General features: G+C 62.3%; 15 protein-coding genes. 6 read left to right on the top strand and 9 right to left on the bottom strand.

What is annotated here, in order from left to right:
• Positions 1-73: 73 nt before the first annotated feature.
• The 3 genes from PspTeo4_RS01790 to cobA are packed head-to-tail and all read left to right on the top strand — an operon-like array spanning position 74 to position 3,735.
• Positions 74-1,285, top strand: coding sequence for a nitrate/nitrite transporter (locus PspTeo4_RS01790; RefSeq protein WP_322362017.1), 1,212 nt, complete (start codon positions 74-76; stop codon positions 1,283-1,285).
• Positions 1,286-1,295: 10 nt separating this feature from the next.
• On the top strand, positions 1,296-2,966 hold the full coding sequence (locus PspTeo4_RS01785) for a bifunctional protein-serine/threonine kinase/phosphatase (RefSeq protein ID WP_322362016.1): 1,671 nt from the start codon (positions 1,296-1,298) through the stop codon (positions 2,964-2,966).
• Between the two features lie 28 nt (positions 2,967-2,994).
• Positions 2,995-3,735 carry a uroporphyrinogen-III C-methyltransferase gene (gene cobA / locus PspTeo4_RS01780; RefSeq protein WP_322362015.1) on the top strand — a complete coding sequence of 247 codons (741 nt, stop codon included), beginning with the start codon at positions 2,995-2,997 and terminating at the stop codon, positions 3,733-3,735.
• Between the two features lie 74 nt (positions 3,736-3,809).
• On the opposite strand, the gene PspTeo4_RS01775 is transcribed toward cobA, so the two are convergent.
• The 8 genes from PspTeo4_RS01775 to ppsA form a co-directional block, all read right to left on the bottom strand.
• Positions 3,810-4,847 carry an OmpA family protein gene (locus tag PspTeo4_RS01775; protein WP_322362014.1) on the bottom strand — a complete coding sequence of 346 codons (1,038 nt, stop codon included), beginning with the start codon at positions 4,845-4,847 and terminating at the stop codon, positions 3,810-3,812.
• Positions 4,848-4,957: 110 nt separating this feature from the next.
• Positions 4,958-5,524 (bottom strand): RNA polymerase sigma factor SigX, encoded by a 567-nt coding sequence (sigX, locus tag PspTeo4_RS01770; protein ID WP_023379523.1) that lies wholly within the window; start codon positions 5,522-5,524, stop codon positions 4,958-4,960.
• A gap of 113 nt (positions 5,525-5,637) precedes the next feature.
• Positions 5,638-6,462, bottom strand: coding sequence for a mechanosensitive ion channel family protein (locus PspTeo4_RS01765; RefSeq protein ID WP_322362013.1), 825 nt, complete (start codon positions 6,460-6,462; stop codon positions 5,638-5,640).
• A 2-nt stretch (positions 6,463-6,464) separates the two neighbouring features.
• The gene (locus PspTeo4_RS01760; RefSeq protein ID WP_322362012.1) at positions 6,465-6,728 is read right to left on the bottom strand and encodes a CrfX protein; all 264 of its coding nucleotides are present in this window, start codon (positions 6,726-6,728) and stop codon (positions 6,465-6,467) included.
• A gap of 96 nt (positions 6,729-6,824) precedes the next feature.
• Positions 6,825-7,820, bottom strand: a complete 996-nt coding sequence (locus PspTeo4_RS01755; RefSeq protein WP_322362011.1) for a zinc transporter ZntB — start codon at positions 7,818-7,820, stop codon at positions 6,825-6,827.
• A gap of 29 nt (positions 7,821-7,849) precedes the next feature.
• Complete coding sequence (gene rraA, locus PspTeo4_RS01750; protein ID WP_322362010.1) at positions 7,850-8,341, bottom strand: ribonuclease E activity regulator RraA; 492 nt, start codon at positions 8,339-8,341, stop codon at positions 7,850-7,852.
• A gap of 126 nt (positions 8,342-8,467) precedes the next feature.
• The gene (locus tag PspTeo4_RS01745; protein WP_416196893.1) at positions 8,468-9,460 is read right to left on the bottom strand and encodes an alpha/beta fold hydrolase; all 993 of its coding nucleotides are present in this window, start codon (positions 9,458-9,460) and stop codon (positions 8,468-8,470) included.
• A 102-nt stretch (positions 9,461-9,562) separates the two neighbouring features.
• Positions 9,563-11,938: a phosphoenolpyruvate synthase gene (ppsA, locus tag PspTeo4_RS01740; protein WP_322362008.1), complete on the bottom strand. Its 2,376-nt coding sequence runs from the start codon at positions 11,936-11,938 to the stop codon at positions 9,563-9,565.
• Positions 11,939-12,109: 171 nt separating this feature from the next.
• Between ppsA and PspTeo4_RS01735 the strand changes: the two genes are divergently transcribed.
• Positions 12,110-12,934 (top strand): pyruvate, water dikinase regulatory protein, encoded by an 825-nt coding sequence (locus tag PspTeo4_RS01735; RefSeq protein ID WP_322362007.1) that lies wholly within the window; start codon positions 12,110-12,112, stop codon positions 12,932-12,934.
• Between the two features lie 340 nt (positions 12,935-13,274).
• Here PspTeo4_RS01735 and PspTeo4_RS01730 read toward each other — a convergent pair whose 3' ends face one another.
• Positions 13,275-18,140, bottom strand: coding sequence for an NAD-glutamate dehydrogenase (locus PspTeo4_RS01730; protein WP_322362006.1), 4,866 nt, complete (start codon positions 18,138-18,140; stop codon positions 13,275-13,277).
• Between the two features lie 246 nt (positions 18,141-18,386).
• Here PspTeo4_RS01730 and PspTeo4_RS01725 point away from each other — a divergent pair, with 246 nt between their 5' ends.
• Positions 18,387-18,740 carry a hypothetical protein gene (locus PspTeo4_RS01725; protein ID WP_322362005.1) on the top strand — a complete coding sequence of 118 codons (354 nt, stop codon included), beginning with the start codon at positions 18,387-18,389 and terminating at the stop codon, positions 18,738-18,740.
• Positions 18,741-18,904: 164 nt separating this feature from the next.
• Positions 18,905-19,615, top strand: a complete 711-nt coding sequence (locus tag PspTeo4_RS01720) for a FadR/GntR family transcriptional regulator (RefSeq protein WP_322362003.1) — start codon at positions 18,905-18,907, stop codon at positions 19,613-19,615.
• Positions 19,616-19,697 lie beyond the last annotated feature (82 nt).

Here is a 19,697-nt window from a genome sequence, read left to right as displayed (position 1 = left end):
TCCCCTTCCACACCAGTGGACCGGGTAGCGGCGTCTTTTTCGTTTCCGTTGCTTTGCCGAGTGAGGTGTTCAAATGAGTACCAGCTTCTGGAAATCCGGGCACGTGCCCACGCTGTTCGCCGCCTTCCTGTACTTCGACCTGAGCTTCATGGTCTGGTACCTGCTGGGCCCGCTGGCGGTGCAAATTGCCGCCGACCTGCAGTTGAGCGCCCAGCAACGGGGCCTGATGGTGGCTACCCCGATTCTGGCGGGTGCGGTTCTGCGCTTTGCCATGGGCATGCTGGTCGACCGCCTGTCCCCCAAGACTGCTGGCCTGATCGGCCAGGTAGTGGTCATTGCCGCCCTGGCCGGCGCCTGGTTCCTGGGTGTACACAGCTACGAACAAGCCCTGCTGCTGGGCGTGTTCCTGGGCTTTGCCGGCGCTTCGTTCGCCGTCTCGCTGCCGTTGGCCTCGCAATGGTACCCACCACAGCACCAGGGCAAAGCCATGGGCATCGCCGGTGCCGGCAACTCCGGCACCGTGTTCGCCGCCCTGCTGGCGCCGGCACTGGCTGCAGGTTTTGGCTGGAACAACGTGTTTGGTTTCGCCCTGATTCCGCTGGCGCTGACCCTGGTGCTGTTCGCCCTGCTGGCGCGTAATGCACCAGAACGGCCCAAGCCCAAAGCCATGGCGGATTACTTCAAGGCCCTGGGTGACCGCGACAGCTGGTGGTTCATGTTCTTCTACAGCGTGACCTTCGGCGGCTTCATCGGCCTGGCCAGCACCCTGCCCGGTTACTTCAGCGACCAGTACGGCCTGAGCCCGGTCACCGCTGGCTACTACACCGCCGCCTGCGTGTTCGCCGGCAGCCTGTTGCGTCCGCTGGGTGGCGCCTTCGCCGACCGTTTCGGTGGCATCCGTACACTGCTGGCGATGTACAGCGTGGCGGCCATCTGCATCGCCGCCGTCGGCTTCAACCTGCCCAGCTCAGCCGCCGCCCTGGCGCTGTTCGTCAGCGCCATGCTTGGCCTGGGAGCCGGCAACGGCGCGGTGTTCCAACTCGTGCCGCAACGCTTCCGCCAGGAGATCGGCGTAATGACCGGGCTGATCGGCATGGCCGGTGGCATCGGTGGCTTCTTGCTTGCCGCCGGGTTGGGCACCATCAAGCAGCACACTGGCGATTACCAGCTTGGCCTGTGGCTGTTCGCCAGCCTTGGCGTGCTGGCCTGGTTCGGCCTGCACGGGGTCAAACGCCGCTGGCGTACCACCTGGGGCTCGGCTGCGATAACTGCGGCGCGGGTCTGAGGCACCATTGATGAGCCTGCAACTGAGCTTCGCCCAAGCCAGCGCCACCGGGCCGCGCGAGGAAAACCAGGACGCCCTGCGCCTGGTGACACCGGCCCCGGAGCTGGCTGCCAGCAAAGGCTTTCTGTTTGCCCTGGCAGACGGTGTCAGCCAATGTGCCGACGGTGGCCTGGCAGCACGGGCCAGTTTGCAGGCGCTAGCCCTGGACTACTACGCCACGCCAGCCACTTGGGGTGTGGCCCAAGCTTTGGACCGCCTGCTGCTGGCACAGAACCGCTGGTTGCGCGCCCAAGGCAGCGGCCAGCCCTTGCTGACCACCTTGAGTGCCCTGGTGCTGCGTGGCCGCCGCTTCACCCTGGCCCATGTCGGTGATTGCCGGGCCTACCGCTGGCACGGTGACCGCCTGCAATGCCTGACCGAGGACCACGTCTGGGACCAACCCGGCATGCAGCATGTGCTAAAACGCGCGCTGGGCCTGGATCAGCACCTGCTGGTCGATTACCTGGACGGCGAGCTGCAACCCGGCGAGTGCTTCGTGCTCCTGAGCGATGGTGTCTGGGCCAGCCTGGGCGACCAGCACATACAGACGGTGTTGCGCGAGCAACCCGACCTGCAGCTGGCCGCCGACACCCTGGTCGCCAGCGCGCACCACAACGGTAGCCAGGACAATGCCAGCGCCTTGCTGGTGCGGGTCGACCAACTGGGTGCAAGCAACCTGGGCGACACCCTGGCGCAACTGCAACAATGGCCAGTGCCCGGCGCCCTGCGCGAAGGCCAGTCAATCGATGGCTGGAACGTTGAAACCTTGCTGTCGCACAGCCGCCAGTCCCTGCTATATCGGGTGCGCGATAGCCTGGGCCAGCCTTGGCTGCTCAAGACCTTGCCTGCGCAGCGCGAGCAGGAACCGGGGGCTGCACAGGGACTACTGATGGAGGAATGGTTCCTGCGCCGGGTCGCTGGACGCCACTTCCCCGAACTGCATGCAGCCAGCCAACGCCAGCATTTGTACTACGTCATGCGCGAGCACAGCGGCCAAAGCCTGGCCAACGTACTGGCAACGCAAGGCCCGCTGCCATTGCCGCAGTGGCTGGAAGTGGCGCGTCAATTGCTGCAGGCGGTCGGCGCGCTGCACCGGCGCAACCTGCTGCACCGTGACATCAAACCAGAGAACCTGTTGCTGGGAGAGGACGGCCAGTTGCGCCTGCTGGACTTTGGCTTGGCCTACTGCCCAGGCCTGTCCGAGACACCCGGTCATGATCTGCCAGGCACGCCCTCGTTCATCGCGCCGGAAGCATTCGATGGCCAACCGCCCAGCCCGCAACAGGACCTCTACGCCGCCGGTGTGACGCTGTATCAGTTGCTCACCGGGCATTACCCCTACGGCGAGGTGGAGGCTTTCCAACGCCCACGTTTCAGCACGCCGATCAATGCGTCGCGCTACCGCCCCGACTTGCCGGAATGGCTGCAGCACAACCTGCAACAGGCTGTCGCTGCAGACCCGGCCCAACGCTTCGAAACCGCCGAACAGTGGCTACTGCTGCTTGAGCGCGGCGACCGCCAAGACCTGCCAACTCGCAGTCGCCCGCTGCTGGAGCGCGAACCGCTAAAGGTCTGGCGCACGCTGGCATTGCTGTCATTGCTACTGAACCTGATTTTGCTGTTCGCCCTGCTCAAGGGCTGAACACCCCTTACCGATGAGGAACCTCCTGATGAATGCGAAAGTCTGGCTGGTCGGTGCTGGCCCTGGTGACCCCGAACTGCTCACGCTCAAAGCCGTGCGCGCATTGCACCAGGCTGAAGTTGTGATGATCGACGACCTGGTCAACCCTGCGGTACTGGAGCATTGCCCGCAGGCACGAGTCATCGCCGTCGGCAAGCGCGGGGGCTGTCGCTCCACGCCCCAGGCGTTCATCCAGCGCCTGATGCTGCGTCATGCTCGCCAAGGGCGTTGCGTGGTCCGGCTCAAAGGTGGCGACCCGTGCATATTCGGCAGAGGGGGTGAAGAGGCGCTGTGGCTGCAAGGCCATGGCATCGAGGTGGAGGTGGTAAACGGTATTACTGCGGGGCTGGCCGGAGCCACGCAGTGCGGCATATCCCTTACCTCGCGTGGCGTGAGCCGTGGGGTGACGCTGGTGACCGCGCATACCCAGGACGACAGCGAGTTGAACTGGCCTGCCTTGGCGCAGGGTGGAACGACCTTGGTGGTGTACATGGGCGTGGCGCGGCTGGAGCAGATACACAGAGGCTTGCTGGACGGCGGGATGGCGCCGGGAACGCCAGTGGCGATGATCGAGAATGCCTCGCTGCCGACGCAGCGCGAGTGCCGCAGCAATGTGCTGGGGATGGTGGAGGACGCTCAGGCGTTTGGGTTGCGCAGCCCGGCGATTCTGGTGATTGGTGAGGTGGTTGGGGAGCAGGAGGTGCAGCCGCTTAGGGCGATGGCTGGGTAATGCGCAGAGGCCAGTGAATTCCAGGCAAAGAAAAACCCGGCCGAGGCCGGGTTTTTCGTGAAGCGTCAAACCAATTACTTGGCCTGGGCTTCTACCTGAGCTTCAACGCGACGGTTGACAGCACGGCCTTCTTCGGTGGCGTTGTCGGCAACCGGACGGGTTTCGCCGTAGCCAACCGAGTCAACACGGCTGGATTCTACGCCGTACTGCTGGGTCAGAACCTGCTTGACAGCATTGGCACGACGCTCGGACAGCTTCTGGTTGTAAGCGTCTGGGCCGACGGAGTCAGTGTGACCTTCAACCACGGTGGTGGTCTGTGGGTACTGCTTCATGAAGTCAGCCAGGTTCTTGATGTCGCCGTAGCTGTTTGGCTTGACGACCGACTTGTCGAAGTCGAACTTGACGTCCAGCTCAACGCGAACGACTTCGGCAACAGCCGGGCAGCCGTCGGCGTCAACGGTAACGTTGGCCGGGGTGTCAGGGCACTTGTCGACGTTGTCGCAAACGCCGTCGTTGTCGCTGTCGGAGCAGACTTCAGCAACTGGAGCAGGAGCAGCTTCAACTTTGCCACCGCTGCCACCGAAGTTCAGACCCAGACCAACGGTCGGACCCCACTCGGTGTTGCCGTTGTCGATGTTGTACATGGCTTCGACGCCAGCGCGGGCGAAGAACATGTCGGTGATGTACCACTTGGCGCCAGCGCCAACGTTGGCGAAGGTGGAGTGGTCACGGCCGCTGCGAGTGGCCTGACCCAGGCTCTCGTGAGCGAAACCGGCGGAGACGTACGGACGCAGAGCATCGCCTACGGTACCGAAGTGGTAGGTAGCGTCGAGCTTGGTCTTGGAACCTTTGATGTCCTTGTTGAAGACTTCACCACGAGCGTTGTGAGTCTCGTTGTAGCCCAGGTCCAGGGAGACATCGTCGGTCAGGAAGTAACCGAGACGAACACCAGGATTGGTGCCGTCGTTCTTGAAGTTACGCTCGCTGTCGTAGTACTGCTTGGTAACGTTACCTTCGATTTCGACAGCGCCTTGGCCTTGAGCCAGAACGCCGAACGAAGTAGCGGCTACGAGCGAGCCAATGGCCAAGCCCAAGGTGTTTTTCAATTTCATCCGTTAAATCCCCATCTGATGATAGTTAAGCAGTCCCACCAACATCCGGGGGACAACTCGACGGCAAGTCTAGCAGAACTTGCCGATTCGTTAGAGACATTTGTATCCGGCTAAGTTTCACTCAGACCGGCAAATTTCTCCCGAAGCTTGTCTAGCGCGCGCTTGTAACGCATTTTTGTTGCGCTCAAGCCCATATGCATGATATCGGCGATCTCCTGGAACTCCAGTTCTGCGACAAATCGCAGCACCAGAATCTCCCGATCGATCGGGTTCACATGCACTAGCCACTTGTCCAGCCCGCCCTTTTCTTCCGGTTTTGGAGCCTTGTCTTCGGACGCCTCTTCAACAGGGTCCAGACTCAGGGCATCCATCAACCGGCGCTTGCGGCGCTCCTTGCGGTACTGGGTGATGCACTCGTTGTAGGTAATGCTGTAGAGCCAGGTCTTGAACTTGGACTTGCCCTCGAAGTTCTTCAAACCGTACAGCACCTTCAGCATCACCTCCTGACAGACATCGTCGGCATCCCGATCGTTCCCCAAGTAACGTGCACAGACGTTGAACAGGGTCCGCTGGTAGCGCCGCATGAGTTCCTCATAGGCGCGAGTTACGTGATACAGCTCCTCATGCGAACGCGCCACCAACTCCTCATCCGTGAGCTCGCGGGGGTCGTAACGCATGGGCGGCGAATGGACTTTATTCAAAACGGATCTGGCCGACAGTCAGGTCAATGTCGCCGCTCAGCCCCGTGGGCCGATTTTCGCGGCGGCATACATTAACAGCTTTTGTGCGGTTAGCGGCTATTGACACGCTGTTCAAGTAGTTCACGGTTAGACATTGACACTAGTTCGCCATCATCAGTCAGCACCGTCGTCTTGACCGTACCGATTTCTTCGATCTGCCCTTCGACCTCTCCAATTCGCACTTGCTGGCCGACCTGGTAAAGTTCGCGCACGTAGATGCCGGCCAGAATTTGCCCGGCGATTTCGCGGCTACCGAGCCCCATCGCCAATGCAATTGCCAGACCAACGGTAATCAAGCCAATGACGATCACATGGTTGAGCAGGTCGGTTTTCACCTCCAGCTGGCTGATGGCCACCGAGATGCTGATGATGATCACCAGGCCCTGGGTAATGCGCCCAAGCCCTGCCGAATATTCAAGGCCGATACCTTCGGCGGCACCGCGCACCAGGCCATTGGCCACCTGCGCCAGCAGTACGCCCGCCAGCAGCACCAAGGCCGCGCCGAACACTTTGGGCAGGTACAGCGCGAGCATGTCCAGGGTGGCCGAAACCCGCTCAAGCCCAAGGGATTCGGCGGCGGAAACCAGGAAAATCAACAGCACGAACCAGTAGACGATCTTGCCGATCAGGGTCGAGATCGGCACCTGGATGCCGGTGCGGCTGAGCATCTTGGTCAGCCCGGTGCCGGCCATCAGACGGTCCAGGCCGAACTTGGCCAGCAGTTTGGACAACAGCGTATCGAGCAGCTTGGCCACGACAAAACCAAGCAGCACGACGACCAGGGCACCGAACAGGTTAGGGATGAAGTTCGCTACCTTGGTCCAAAGGGCGGTCATTGCGGTGACCAGGCTCTGGGTCCAGAGATCGAGTTCCATATTCAATCGGCCTTATCTGCTTTGCTGCCACCGGCAGCGTTGCGGGTAGAGTTTCTACGAACAGGCGCGACATGCGCCGAGCCATTGTTCACGGCAATCATCAGCGCCTGGCTCCAGCGGCCCAGGAGGCTGAACAGATCACCTGCGCCCACCTGACGGTTGGCGGTTTTCAGGACGCGACCCAGGCACGCAGCGTCGTCACGGTCCTGGCCGGACGGCGACGCCTTGAGCAGGTCACGCAGGGATTCTTCAAACGGATCGTGCATAGGCACCTCGCGCAGTGTCAGTCAGAGACGAGGCCGCCGGGCGATGGGTCACACTGGCCGCTGATGCGGGTGTTTCAAAATGAGGCCCGCGCACGACTAAACCCACCGCAACCGCCGAAACAGCCACCACTGCCCCACCGCCAGCCCCAAAACGACGATGCAGGCAAACAGGAACCCATAGGGGTTTTCCGCCCCCGGAATGCCACCGACGTTGATGCCGAGTAACCCGGTGATAAAGCTCATGGGCAGGAAGATGCAGGTGATGATGCCGAACCGGTACATGGTCCGATTCATCCGCTCGCTGCGCCGCCGGTCCTCGCTTTCGAGCACCAGCGCCGCACGTTCGCGAGTCAGCTCGAGCTCTTCGAGGTAGCGGATCAGGCTGTTGTTCAGCTCGTTCCAGTAATCGGCGTCAGCATCGGCGAACCAGCTCCACTTGCTGCGCGACAACTGGGCGTAAATGTCCCGCTGTGGTGCGAGAAAACGGCGCAGGCCGGCGGCGCGACGGCGAATCTGCTGTAGGCTACCCTGCTCAGGGGTATACCGTTCGTCGACTTCTACCTTTTCTTCTTCGTCGTCGACCAGCTCCGAAAGGTCGCTGACCAGTCCCTGAACCTTCTCGGTCAGCAACTCACCCATCAGCAGCAACAGCTCCGACGCCGATTTCGGCCCCCTGCCCTCGTCCAGGTGCTGCAAGATTTCATCACTGGCGCGCAACGGCCGCAGGCGCAGGGAAATCACTCGCTGCGCTTCGGCGAAAATGCGTACGGAAACCATGTCTTCGGGTTCCGCGCCGGGGTTGAGGTTGACCCCGCGCAGGAACAGCAGCAACTGCTCGCCAGCCAGCGGCAACAACCGCGGGCGGGTGTTTTCTTCCAGCAACAGGTCGCAAGCGAACTCACTCAAGCCACTGTCTTGCAGCAGCCAGGTACGTGTCTGCGGATGGCTTCGGTCCCAGTGCAGCCAGAGGCTCTCCTGTGGCTGCAACTGCAAACCGTCCAACTCGGTCCGGGCGATCGAGCGCGCGCCGCCTTTGCCATCGAGCACCAGGGCATGCACCAGCCCCCACTGCGCGTTGTCTTCCTCGAACATCAACACTCCATCAGCGCGCGCGGCGCATGTCACTCCGGCATCTTCAGCGGGCTTGGCGAGACAATCACGCCATTGTTGTCGGCGTACACGTACTCGCCCGGGCGGAAGGTCACCCCAGCGAAGGTCACGACCACGTTGAGGTCGCCGATACCACGCTTGTCGGTCTTCATCGGGTGGCTGGCCAAGGCCTGCACACCGACATCGGTCTGGATGAGCACGTCCACATCGCGCACACAGCCGTAGATCACCAGGCCTTCCCAGCCGTTCTTGGCAGCCTTCTCGGCCAGCATGTCACCCAACAAGGCGCGGCGCAGCGAGCCACCACCGTCGACCACCAGGACCTTGCCCTTGCCATCGAGCTCGACTTGCTCCTTGACCAGCGAGTTGTCTTCGAAGCACTTGATGGTGACGATCTGGCCGCCGAAGGAATCGCGGCCACCGAAGTTGCTGAACATCGGCTCCAGCACCTGGACCAGGTCCGGGTAGGCGTCGCACAGGTCGGGCGTTACGTAATGCTGCATGGGAAGCTCCTGTCAGTCACAACGAAAGCGGTATGTCAGGCAAGGTCACAACGAAAGCGGTATGTCAGGCAAGGCTACACCGCAGAGCGGGTTGCAGTCATCCGCGACCGAGCAGTCAACTGAAGTTCAGTTGACTGCAACAGGCTCGCGCACCACCGTCGTTTCATGCACCGGCAACAGCGGGTCACGCAACCAGCGCTCCACCAACGGCCATACCTGAGCTTGCGCCGCCTTGCTCACCAGCATGTCGACATGCCCGAACGCATCGAAACCTTCCTCGCGGCCCAGCCTGAGGAACTGCTTGCGTTCGCCGCCCAATTGCTCGAAAAGCTTGCGGCAGGCCCACACCGGGTCCTGGAAGTCCGCCGCGCCCGCCACCGCCAGCACCGGCACATCGACATCTGCCAAGCCAGCCCACCAGTCGCCCTGCTTGCCGCCAAAACGGCCGAACAGACCGTGCCAACGCATGCTTTCCAGGGCCAGGCCAATCGGCTCATCCTCAGGCCCACGCTTGAGGCGCGTACCGGAAATCTGCGCGAAGCGCTTGAGCACCAGACGCGCGCCCCAGGCCACCGGCGGCACTTTCAAGGGCCAGTAGACGCGGCTGACCTGAGTACCGAAGAACGCGGCACTGGCCACCCGCTCCGGCTCCAGATAACCACCACCCAGGGCCGCTGCCAAGGTGGTACCCCCCAGCGAATGGCCGACCCAGTGCGGTGCCTGCCCGGTCTTTTCCTGGATAAACGCGGCAATCACCGGCAGATCGTGGCAGGCGTAGTCGGCTACGCGGTTATGCCGCCACTGACGATTGCGCGGCGAAAGACCATGGCCACGCATTTCCGGAATCCATACATCGAACCCTGCCCGTGCCAGGTAGGCGCCCAACCCAATGCCTTTGGGCGAATACCAGAAGCGACGGTTAGAGAAACTGCCGTGCAGAAGAATGACCGGCACGCCTTGGGCGCGGGTCTGATCGGCCATCCCCAGGCGGGTCAAAGCCAGCTCGACGCTCGGGTCCGGGCTGTTGCCAGCCTTGATCCGGTACACGTCTTCGCTGAGGTCGCCGCGGCGCTCGGCACTGAGCAAAGCCACGGGAAATAAAGTGCTGCTGCTATGCATAAGGTTGCGTGGTGCACAAAAAAGGGCGGGAACCATTACTGGAACTCGCCCTGGATGAAACCAGGCGGGGGCGCGCCAGACGCACCCCCGCGTTTTACCGCATCAGGCCGCGCCCTGACCTTCAGCCAGGAAGAACCAGGTCTCGAGTACCGAGTCCGGGTTCAACGACACGCTTTCGATGCCCTGCTCCATCAGCCACTTGGCCAGGTCCGGGTGGTCCGATGGGCCTTGGCCGCAGATGCCGATGTACTTGCCGGCCTTGTTGCACGCAGCAATGGCGTTGGCCAGCAGCTTCTTGACGGCAGGGTTACGCTCGTCGAACAGGTGGGCGATGATGCCCGAGTCGCGGTCCAGGCCCAAGGTCAGCTGAGTCAGGTCGTTGGAGCCGATCGAGAAGCCGTCGAAGTACTCGAGGAACTCTTCGGCCAGAATGGCGTTGGACGGCAGCTCGCACATCATGATCACGCGCAGGCCGTTGTCGCCACGGGCCAGGCCGTTGGCGGCAAGCAGGTCGACGACCTGGCTGGCTTCGCCCAAGGTACGCACGAACGGCACCATGATCTCGACGTTGGTCAGGCCCATCTCGTTGCGCACGCGTTTGAGCGCACGGCACTCGAGCTCGAAGCAGTCACGGAACGACTCGCTGATGTAGCGCGAGGCGCCGCGGAAGCCCAGCATCGGGTTCTCTTCTTCCGGCTCGTACAGCTTGCCGCCGATCAAGTTGGCGTACTCGTTGGACTTGAAGTCCGACAGGCGCACGATGACCTTTTTCGGGTAGAAGGCGGCCGCCAGGGTGCTGATGCCCTCGACCAGTTTCTCGACATAGAAGCCGACCGGGTCGTTGTAACCGGCGATACGCTTGTCGACGCTCTCTTTCAGCTCTGGCGGCAGGCCAGCGTAGTTCAGCAGCGCCTTGGGGTGCACGCCGATCATGCGGTTGATGATGAACTCCAGACGCGCCAGGCCGACACCGGCGTTGGGCAGCTGGGCGAAGTCGAAGGCACGGTCCGGGTTACCGACGTTCATCATGATCTTGAACGGCAGCTCCGGCATGGCATCGACCGAGTTCTGCTTGACGTCGAAGCCCAGCTCGCCTTCGAAGATGAAGCCGGTATCGCCCTCGGCGCAGGAGACGGTGACGCCCTGGCCGTCCTTCAGAATCTGGGTAGCGTTGCCGCAACCGACGACAGCCGGAATACCCAGTTCACGAGCGATGATCGCCGCGTGGCAGGTACGGCCACCGCGGTTGGTGACGATGGCGCTGGCGCGCTTCATGACCGGTTCCCAGTCCGGGTCGGTCATGTCGGAAACCAGCACATCGCCTGGCTGGACCTTGTCCATTTCGGACACGTCGTTGATGACGCGGACCTTGCCAGCGCCGATGCGCTGACCGATGGCACGGCCTTCGACCAGCACCGTGCCCTTCTCTTTGAGCAGGTAGCGTTCCATGACGTTGGCGCTGGCACGGCTCTTCACCGTCTCAGGGCGGGCCTGAACGATGTACAGCTTGCCGTCGTCGCCATCTTTGGCCCACTCGATGTCCATCGGGCGCTGGTAGTGCTGCTCGATGATCATGGCCTGCTTGGCCAGCTCGTTGACTTCATCGTCGCTCAGGCAGAAGCGTGCACGCTCGGCACGGTCGACCTCGACGGTCTTGACCGAACGGCCGGCCTTGGCTTCTTCGCCATAGACCATCTTGATGGCCTTGCTGCCCAGGTTGCGGCGCAGGATGGCCGGGCGGCCTGCCTGCAGGGTCTGTTTGTGTACGTAGAATTCGTCCGGGTTGACCGCACCCTGCACCACGGTTTCACCCAGGCCGTAGGCGCCGGTGATGAACACCACGTCGCGGAAGCCCGACTCGGTGTCGAGGGTGAACATCACGCCGGCGGTACCGGTTTCGGAGCGGACCATGCGCTGCACGCCAGCGGACAGGGCCACCAGCTTGTGGTCGAAGCCCTGGTGTACGCGGTAGGCGATGGCGCGGTCGTTGAACAGCGAGGCGAACACTTCCTTGGCCGCGCGGATCACGTTGTCGACGCCACGGATGTTGAGGAAGGTTTCCTGCTGGCCGGCGAACGAGGCGTCCGGCAAGTCCTCGGCGGTGGCCGAGGAACGCACGGCCACGGCCATGTTGTCGTTGCCCTTGGACATTTCGGCGAAGGCGGTTCGGATTTCCGAATTCAGACGCTCCGGGAATTCGGCTTCCATGACCCACTGACGGATCTGGGCGCCGGTCTTGGCCAAGGCGTTGACATCGTCCACGTCCAGCGCGTCAAGCGCGGCGTGGATGCGGTCGTTCAGGCCACTCTGCTCGAGAAAATCGCGGTACGCCTGAGCCGTAGTGGCAAAGCCGCCCGGCACCGAAACGCCGGCACCTGCGAGGTTACTGATCATCTCGCCCAGGGATGCGTTCTTGCCCCCCACATGCTCCACATCATGGACGCCGAGCTTATCGAGGGAAACTACGTACTCTACCAAGGTGATCTCTCCACTAACTGTATTGGAAAAGCTCAAGGGCGCCCGCCTGCCTGTTTTGACTTGGCCGGACGCTTGTGGCCTGTACCTGGAAAATAAGTGAGAATGCCGACAGCCGCATTCGGCAAACCGAACTTATCATATCCAAGAAACGTCATCAGCTTAAGGCCCAGAATGCAAATGAAAAGAACCGCGTTCTTCATCTCCGATGGCACCGGCATCACTGCCGAGACTCTGGGCCAGAGCCTGCTCGCTCAATTCGATAGCATTCCGTTCAACAAATTCACTCGTCCGTACATCGATACGCCGGACAAAGCACGGACCATGGTTGCGCAAATCAACGCCGCGGCTGAGCGCGACGGCATGCGCCCGATCATCTTCGACACCATCGTCAACCAGGACATCCGCGAGATCCTGGCCACGTCGAACGGCTTCATGATCGACATCTTTTCGACGTTTTTATCCCCACTTGAGCAGGAATTGACTGCCCATTCGTCGTATTCAGTCGGTAAATCCCACTCGATTGGCGGCAATTCCAACTACATGGAACGCATCGAGGCGGTCAACTTCGCCCTGGACAACGATGACGGCGCGCGCACCCATTACTACGACAAGGCCGACCTGATTCTGGTGGGCGTGTCGCGTTGCGGCAAGACGCCTACCTGCCTGTACATGGCCATGCAGTTCGGTATCCGCGCCGCGAACTACCCGTTGACCGAAGACGACATGGAGCGCCTGCAGCTGCCGGCGGTGTTGAAGAAGCATCAGCAAAAGCTGTTTGGCCTGACCATCGACCCCGACCGCCTGACCGCCATCCGCCACGAGCGCAAGCCCAACAGCCGCTATTCGAGCTTTGCCCAGTGCGAGTTCGAGGTGCGTGAGGTGGAGAACCTGTTCCGCCGGGAGAACATTCCCAACATCAACTCCACGCATTTTTCGGTGGAGGAGATTTCGGCGAAGATCTTGGTGGAGAAAGGCGTGGAGCGCAGGTTCAAGTAAGGCGGGGTTCGTCTTGGGTCTTTTGCCGCCTGTGAGACCGAGCGCCGCCCGCGCGGCGCATCGCGAGCAAGGCTCGCTCCTACGTTTGTTTAAGGCCAATAACGCCTGTGACAGGCGCGCGCGACCGCCTTGTTTGTACGACGCGATATCAAGCCATGCGCCAAAGCGTCGCGCGCAGATCCCACAGGCATAATTGGCCCGAAACAAACGTAGGAGCGAGCCTTGCTCGCGATGCGCCGCGCGGGCGGCGCTCGATCTGCGCAACACCATAGAACCGAAGGCAAACCCAACAAAAAAGCCCCAGCATCACTGCCGGGGCTTTTTCATTTCAGCGCTGGGATCAGGACGGCACCACCGCCGCCTGCCCACTCATCGCCAGGTCGACCAGCTCACGGTTGGCCACCGCATACATCGCATAGTCAGTACCCGGTGCGTTGCGCAGGTCGTCCAGCATGGCGCGCCAGCGCTCGACCATCACCCGGTGCTGCTCGGCCCACAGGGCCACGCGGGCGTCCATGTCCTGCGGAGCATCGGCCATCTGCAGTACAGAGATGGTGATCGCCCGCTGCTGCAGGTCGATGTCGTCGCGGAACGACTCGCGGGCCAGGGCCTGCCAGTTGTTCTCGACCGTCAGGTTGCTGACCTCCTGCAGGTACCAGGTCAGGTCGAACGCGCTGCCCACGGCAAAGAACGCCTTGGCCACCTGCGCTGGGTCATGCCCGGTGACGTCGGCCGCCTCGATGATCGGCAACAGCGTATACAGGTGGCTGGTGCCAGCCACCATGCGCGCCAACAGTTCCGGCACGCCGGCGTCGACGAAGCTCTGGTAGCGAACCATCCAGCGCTCACGGGTCGGCCCTTCGAGCAGTTCGTCGAGCTTGAGCCCCAGCTGCGCGATCTTCGGCCCGAAGTGCGCGGTGTCTCGCCCGGCATCCTGCTCGTTGCGCCGGCTGCGCAGGAACCATCGGGTGGCGCGACGGCCCAGGCGCATCAGCTCATCCATCAGGGTCAGTTGGACCTCGGCCGGCACCTGATAGTCCAGGGCTTCGATCTGACGGAACCAGTGCGGCAGGTGGAAGATATCGCGCACGATCACATAGGCGCCGGCCACGTTGGCCGGGCTCATGCCGGTCGACTCCTTCAGGCGCTGCACGAAGGTGATGCCCATGTTGTTGACCAGGTCGTTGGCGATCTGGGTGCTGACGATCTCACGCTTCAGGCGATGGCGGCGCATGGCTTCGGCGAACTTGCTGACCAGCGACGGCGGGAACGCGGTTTCCATGTCGCGGGTCAGGTAGTCGTCGTCCGGCACCAGCGACTTGAGCAGTTGCTCCTTGAGGTCGATCTTGCTGTACGAGATCAGCACCGACAGCTCGGCGCGGGTCAGGCCCTGGCCAGCGGCCAGGCGCTCGGCCAGCTGTTCCTCAGACGGCAGGAACTCGATGGCGCGGTCCAGCTTGCCACGGCCTTCGAGGTCGGCCATCAGGCGCTTGTATTCAGCAATCCGCTCGCGGGCGCGGCGGGCTGCCAGGGACAAAGCCTGGGTCTGCTTGTAGTTGTTGCCCAGCACCAGGCCGGCCACTTCATCGGTCATGCTGCCGAGCAGCTGGTTGCGCTGCTTCTCGGTCATGTCGCCACCCTGCACCACTTCGTTGAGCAGGATCTTGATGTTGACCTCGTGGTCGGAGCAGTCCACGCCACCGGCGTTGTCGATGAAGTCGGTGTTGGTGGCGCCGCCATGCAGGCCAAACTCGACCCGGCCAAGCTGGGTCATGCCGAGGTTGCCGCCCTCACCCACCACCTTGCAGCGCAGTTCGTTGCCGTTGACCCGCAGCGCGTCGTTGGCCTTGTCGCCGACATCGGCGTGGCTTTCAGTGCTGGCCTTCACATAGGTGCCGATACCGCCGTTCCACAGCAAGTCCACCGGCGCCTGCAGCAACGCGTGCAGCAGCTCGGTCGGGGTCAGGCGGTCGGCCTCGATGGCGAAGCGCTCTTTCATCTGCGGGCTGATGGCGATGCTCTTGGCGCTGCGCGGGAAGATACCGCCGCCTTCGGACATGATGCTGGTGTCGTAGTCGCTCCAGGCCGAACGCGGCAGGTCGAACAGGCGCTGGCGCTCGGCGAAGCTGGTGGCCGGGTCCGGGTTCGGGTCGATGAAGATATGCAGGTGGTTGAACGCCGCCACCAGTTGCAGTTTGTCGGACATCAGCAAGCCGTTGCCGAACACATCACCGGCCATGTCGCCGATGCCGATCACGGTGATCGGGTCTTCTTGCACGTTGATGCCGCGCTCGCGGAAGTGGCGCTGCACGCCGACCCAGGCGCCACGGGCGGTGATGCCCATTTTCTTGTGGTCGTAGCCGGCCGAACCGCCAGAGGCAAAGGCATCGCCCAGCCAGAAGCCATAGTCGATGGCGATGCCGTTGGCGATGTCGGAGAAGGTCGCGGTGCCTTTGTCCGCCGCCACCACCAGGTACGGGTCGTCATCGTCGTGACGCACCACGTTGGCCGGTGGCACCACGCCGCCTTCTTTGAGGTTGTCGGTAATGTCCAGCAGGCCGGAGATGAAGATGCGGTAGCAGGCCACACCCTCGGCGGCGATCTCGTCACGGGTGCCGCCCAATGGCAAGCGGCGCGGCAGGAAGCCACCCTTGGCACCGACCGGCACGATCACCGAGTTCTTCACCTGCTGGGCTTTCACCAGGCCCAGCACTTCGGTGCGGAAGTCTTCCTCGCGGTCCGACCAGCGCAGGCCGCCACGGGCGACGTTGCCAAAGCGCAGGTGCACACCCTCGACCCGTGGCGAATAGACGAAGATCTCGAACTTCGGCACGGGTTTAGGCAGTTCAGGAATCAGCTTGGGGTTGAACTTGAAGCTGAAGTACGACTTGTTTTGCCCGTTGGCGTCCGGTTGATAGAAGTTGGTCCGCAGCGTGGCCTTGATCAGGTCCAGGTAGCGGCGCAGGATGCGGTCCTCGTTGAGCACCTGAACATCGTCCAGGGCGCTGAGAATCGCCTGTTCCAGGCGCTGCTGCTTGTCGTCCAGGTCGTCCTGGGTGAGCTTGCGCGCCAGGTAGAAACGGGTCTTGAACAACCGGGTCAGCTCACGGGCGATGTCGGTATGGTTGTTCAGGGTGCTGGCGATGTAACCCAGGTCGAAGCCCAGGCGAATCTGCTTGAGGTAACGGGCATAGGCGCGCAGCAGTGCCACATCGCGCCATGGCAGGCCGGCAGTCAGTACCAGGCGGTTGAAGGCGTCGTTCTCGGCATCGCCTTTGACGATGTGGACGAACGCGTCCTGCAAGATATCGTTGAGCTGCTGGATATCCAGGCTCAGGCCTTCGCTGTAGGTGAAGGCGAAATCGTGAATCCAGTATTCGCGGCCGCTGGCGTGGCGCAGTCGGTATGGGAACTCACCCAGCACGCGCAGGCCGAGGTTTTCCAGGATCGGCAGCACGTCGGACAGCGCCAGCGGCGTATCGGCGTGGTAAAGCTTGCAGTGCAGCAGGCGCTCGCCCAGACGGGTCAGCGGCTGGTAGAAACTCATGGCCAACGGCCTGTTTTCGGACAGTGCCAGCACGTGCTGCAGGTCGACCACCGCCGAATGCGCAGGGAAGCGTTCGCGGTAGCCGGCCGGGAAGCCTTTGGGGAAGTCGGCCAGAATATTGGTGCCCTGGGCCTCGCCGAAGTTCTCGACCACCAGCGCCGAATAGTCGTCGTGCCACGAGCGGCACGCCTGGATCACTTCGTTTTCCAGCTGTTGCGGGTCGATGTCGATGCGGTTCTTCGGATCGACCCGCAGAATCAGTTGCACACGCGCCAGCACCGACTCGGAGAAGAAGGTCCAGAACTCGCAGTCGCTGGCCTTCAGGCGCTCCATCAGCACCTGCTGGATCTTCTGACGCACTTCGGTGGAATAGATTTCCCGCGGCACGTAGGCCAGGCAGTAGCAGAAGCGGCCGTACGGGTCCTTGCGCAGGAACACGCGGATCTTGTTGCGCTCCTGAATCTGCACGATCGCCATCACGGTGCTGAACAGCTCGTCGATCGGGGTCTGGAACAGGTCGTCGCGCGGCAGCACCTCCAGCACCTGGGCCAGCTCTTTGCCCAGGTGCGCCTTCGGATCGAAGCCCGAGCGGCGCTCGACTTCGTTGACCTTGACGCGGATGTAGGGAATGGCATGCACGCTTTCGCCGTACACCGACGAGGTGTACAGGCCCATGAAGCGGTGTTCCTTGATGACCTTGCCGTCGGCATCGAGCTGACGAATCGACACGTAGTCCGGGTAAGCCGGGCGGTGCACGCGGCTGGGCAGCGCGGCCTTGGCGAAGGACAGCAGCAGCGGCTCGTTGAGGTAGGCCACGGCGTAGTCTTCGATACGCAGCTCTTCGGCGGTCAGGCCCACGCGCAGGCGCCGTGGCAGGCCGAGGAACGACTGTTCGTCATAGGCCATCTGGCCGCCAGCGCCGTCGTCCTGGACCGTGAACTCTTCATAGCCGAGGAAGGTGAAATGGTTGTCCAGCAACCACTCGAGGAATGCCTTGACCTCGGCCTTTTCATGCTGCACCGGGGCGAACGGTGTCTGCTCCACCAGGCCTACGACTTCACGCAACTTGGCCTTCATCGGCTCGAAGTCAGCGACCGCTACCCGCACTTCGGCCAGCACCTGCTCGATTTCACGGGCCAGCACCGTCAGCTCGGCGGCATTGGCGCAACGGTCGATCTCCAGGTACATCAGCGATTCGTGGCGCACGCCCTCGCCCTGGGTGCCCTTGGGCAGCAGTTCGAGCAGTTCGCCCTTGGCGCCACGGCGAACGCTGAGCACCGTGGTCTGCAGGGTGTGGATGCTGTAGCCGCGGCGGTTCAACTCGGTGCGCACCGAATCGACCAGGAACGGCAAGTCGTGGTGCAGCACCTCGACCACCGTGTGGGTCGACTGCCAGCCGTTGCGCTCGTAATCGGGGTTGTATACCCGCACCTGCGGTTGTTCGGGGTCGAAGCGCTCGATGATGCGCCAGGCAGACAGCGTGCAGCCGGCCAGGTCGGACAGCCTGCGCTGGGTGAGTTCGTCCAGAGAGATGATGCCGAAGAACTGCTCGGCGAACAGCGCCACTTGTGGCAGGGACTGTTCGCTGATGTGCTGCGCCAGGGCCGCTTGCAGTTGATGCTGGAAGTCGGCTTTGCTGGCTGCGGTGAAGAACGCCATCTGTGGTACTCCGCTTGGGCTTTGTAATAATTGAAGCGTCGCTACGTGCGCCATGTAGGGATCAACGATAGCCAACCCCTGGCAAGGCGGACGGTAAAGTTCAGGGCTCGCCGAAGCTTAACGACTGATGAGTCATTGCCGCTTGCAGCGCTGCGACAATTTCGGTCAAGGGGGGGTAACTTTACGTTTATGGATGCGTACAAGGCTGTCAGAATTCCCCCTCAATTCTTTTGATCCGAGCCGCCCATGCAAATCAAAACCGCCCTGCTCTTCGCCACGCCCTGCGATGAAGAAGAAGACAACATGGCGACCCTGTGCTGCCACAGCGACAAGGGGCAGATGTTCCTGCTGACCCGTTACCCGGACGAAGACACGGTCGACCTGACCCTGGACGACGAACCGTCGACACTGGACGGGTTGAAGGTGACCTTGAGCGCCCAGCGCCTGCTGATCGAGGTGGCGGCCGGTGATCGGGATGCGTTGAAGGGCGATGAGTCACTGGAGATCGTGCTGACTTCGCAGGGAACTGACCTGGAAGAAGTGGCGCTGACCTTGGGCAATATCCTCGAGGGTACCGGTACCTTCATCAGCGAACTCTGAGTTCGTCTGTTCTGGCCCTTTCGCGGGTAAACCCGCTCCCACAAATCTCAAGGTCACTGTAGGAGCCGGCTTGCCGGCGATAGGGCCCTAACCCACGGAAAAATTGACAGGCCAGCCCTTTCAAAGGCATTGTCTGACAACCTGACTATTAGGCAACCGCTTCCATGCTCGAGCTTCAGCGCCCCGACACCCTGGTCGAACGGGTCGTCAGCGCCATCCGTGCAGAAATCGACTCCGGCCGACTGGCCGCCGAATCGCGCCTGCCCACCGAACAGCAACTGGCCGAACAGCTGAATGTCAGCCGCTCGGTGGTGCGCGAAGCGGTGGCGCAGCTCAAGGCCGATGGTGTGCTGATTGCCCGACGCGGGCTCGGCTCGTACATCTCGCAAACGCCTAATGGCACGGTGTTCCGCTTCCCCGGCAGCAACGGACGCAAACCCGACCTCGTGCAGATGTTCGAAATGCGCCTGTGGATTGAAACCCAAGCCGCGGCCATCGCCGCGCGACGCCGCGACGAACAGGACCTGGCCCACATGGCCAAGGCCCTGCAGGAGATGCTTGAGCAGCGCAGCGACTTCAGCAGCGCCTCCGTGGCCGACGTGGCCTTTCACCGCGCCATTGCCGAAGCCAGCAAGAACGACTATTTCATAGCCTTCCATGATTTCCTCGGCGGCCAGCTGGCCAGCGCGCGACGTGCTGCGTGGGAAAATTCCGCCGCCCACTCGGTCGGTGGTTCGGCTGACGCCATCCGCGAACACCAGGCTCTGTACCAGGCCATTGCCAGCGGCGACCACCACGCCGCCGCAGCCTGTGCCGAAGTACACCTGCGCGCCTCGGCCAAGCGCCTGAAAATCGACCTGCCCGCGCTAGACTGACCCCGGAGTTTTCATCGCACAGTGGCGCGACGTTTTTCACGCCTTACTTAGTCTGACAACCTGATAAGCAGATCAAACGACA

This window comes from Pseudomonas sp. Teo4 (genome assembly GCF_034387475.1).
Taxonomy (GTDB): Bacteria; Pseudomonadota; Gammaproteobacteria; order Pseudomonadales; family Pseudomonadaceae; genus Aquipseudomonas.
Note: the sequence above shows the minus strand (reverse complement) of the source record. Positions and strands in the feature narration are given on the sequence as shown.

Bases quoted from the DNA above. Each gene is read 5' to 3' on its own strand.
- PspTeo4_RS01735 (WP_322362007.1), top strand. From the start codon at position 12,110: ATGCAAATGAAAAGAACCGCGTTCTTCATCTCCGATGGCACCGGCATC.
- sigX (WP_023379523.1), bottom strand. From the start codon at position 5,524: ATGCGTTACGACCCCCGCGAGCTCACGGATGAGGAGTTGGTGGCGCGT.
- cobA (WP_322362015.1), top strand. From the start codon at position 2,995: ATGAATGCGAAAGTCTGGCTGGTCGGTGCTGGCCCTGGTGACCCCGAA.
- PspTeo4_RS01720 (WP_322362003.1), top strand. From the start codon at position 18,905: ATGCTCGAGCTTCAGCGCCCCGACACCCTGGTCGAACGGGTCGTCAGC.
- PspTeo4_RS01755 (WP_322362011.1), bottom strand. From the start codon at position 7,820: ATGTTCGAGGAAGACAACGCGCAGTGGGGGCTGGTGCATGCCCTGGTG.
- PspTeo4_RS01730 (WP_322362006.1), bottom strand. From the start codon at position 18,140: ATGGCGTTCTTCACCGCAGCCAGCAAAGCCGACTTCCAGCATCAACTG.
- PspTeo4_RS01775 (WP_322362014.1), bottom strand. From the start codon at position 4,847: ATGAAATTGAAAAACACCTTGGGCTTGGCCATTGGCTCGCTCGTAGCC.
- PspTeo4_RS01760 (WP_322362012.1), bottom strand. From the start codon at position 6,728: ATGCACGATCCGTTTGAAGAATCCCTGCGTGACCTGCTCAAGGCGTCG.
- PspTeo4_RS01745 (WP_416196893.1), bottom strand. From the start codon at position 9,460: ATGCATAGCAGCAGCACTTTATTTCCCGTGGCTTTGCTCAGTGCCGAG.
- PspTeo4_RS01790 (WP_322362017.1), top strand. From the start codon at position 74: ATGAGTACCAGCTTCTGGAAATCCGGGCACGTGCCCACGCTGTTCGCC.
- PspTeo4_RS01725 (WP_322362005.1), top strand. From the start codon at position 18,387: ATGCAAATCAAAACCGCCCTGCTCTTCGCCACGCCCTGCGATGAAGAA.
- PspTeo4_RS01765 (WP_322362013.1), bottom strand. From the start codon at position 6,462: ATGGAACTCGATCTCTGGACCCAGAGCCTGGTCACCGCAATGACCGCC.
- PspTeo4_RS01785 (WP_322362016.1), top strand. From the start codon at position 1,296: ATGAGCCTGCAACTGAGCTTCGCCCAAGCCAGCGCCACCGGGCCGCGC.
- rraA (WP_322362010.1), bottom strand. From the start codon at position 8,341: ATGCAGCATTACGTAACGCCCGACCTGTGCGACGCCTACCCGGACCTG.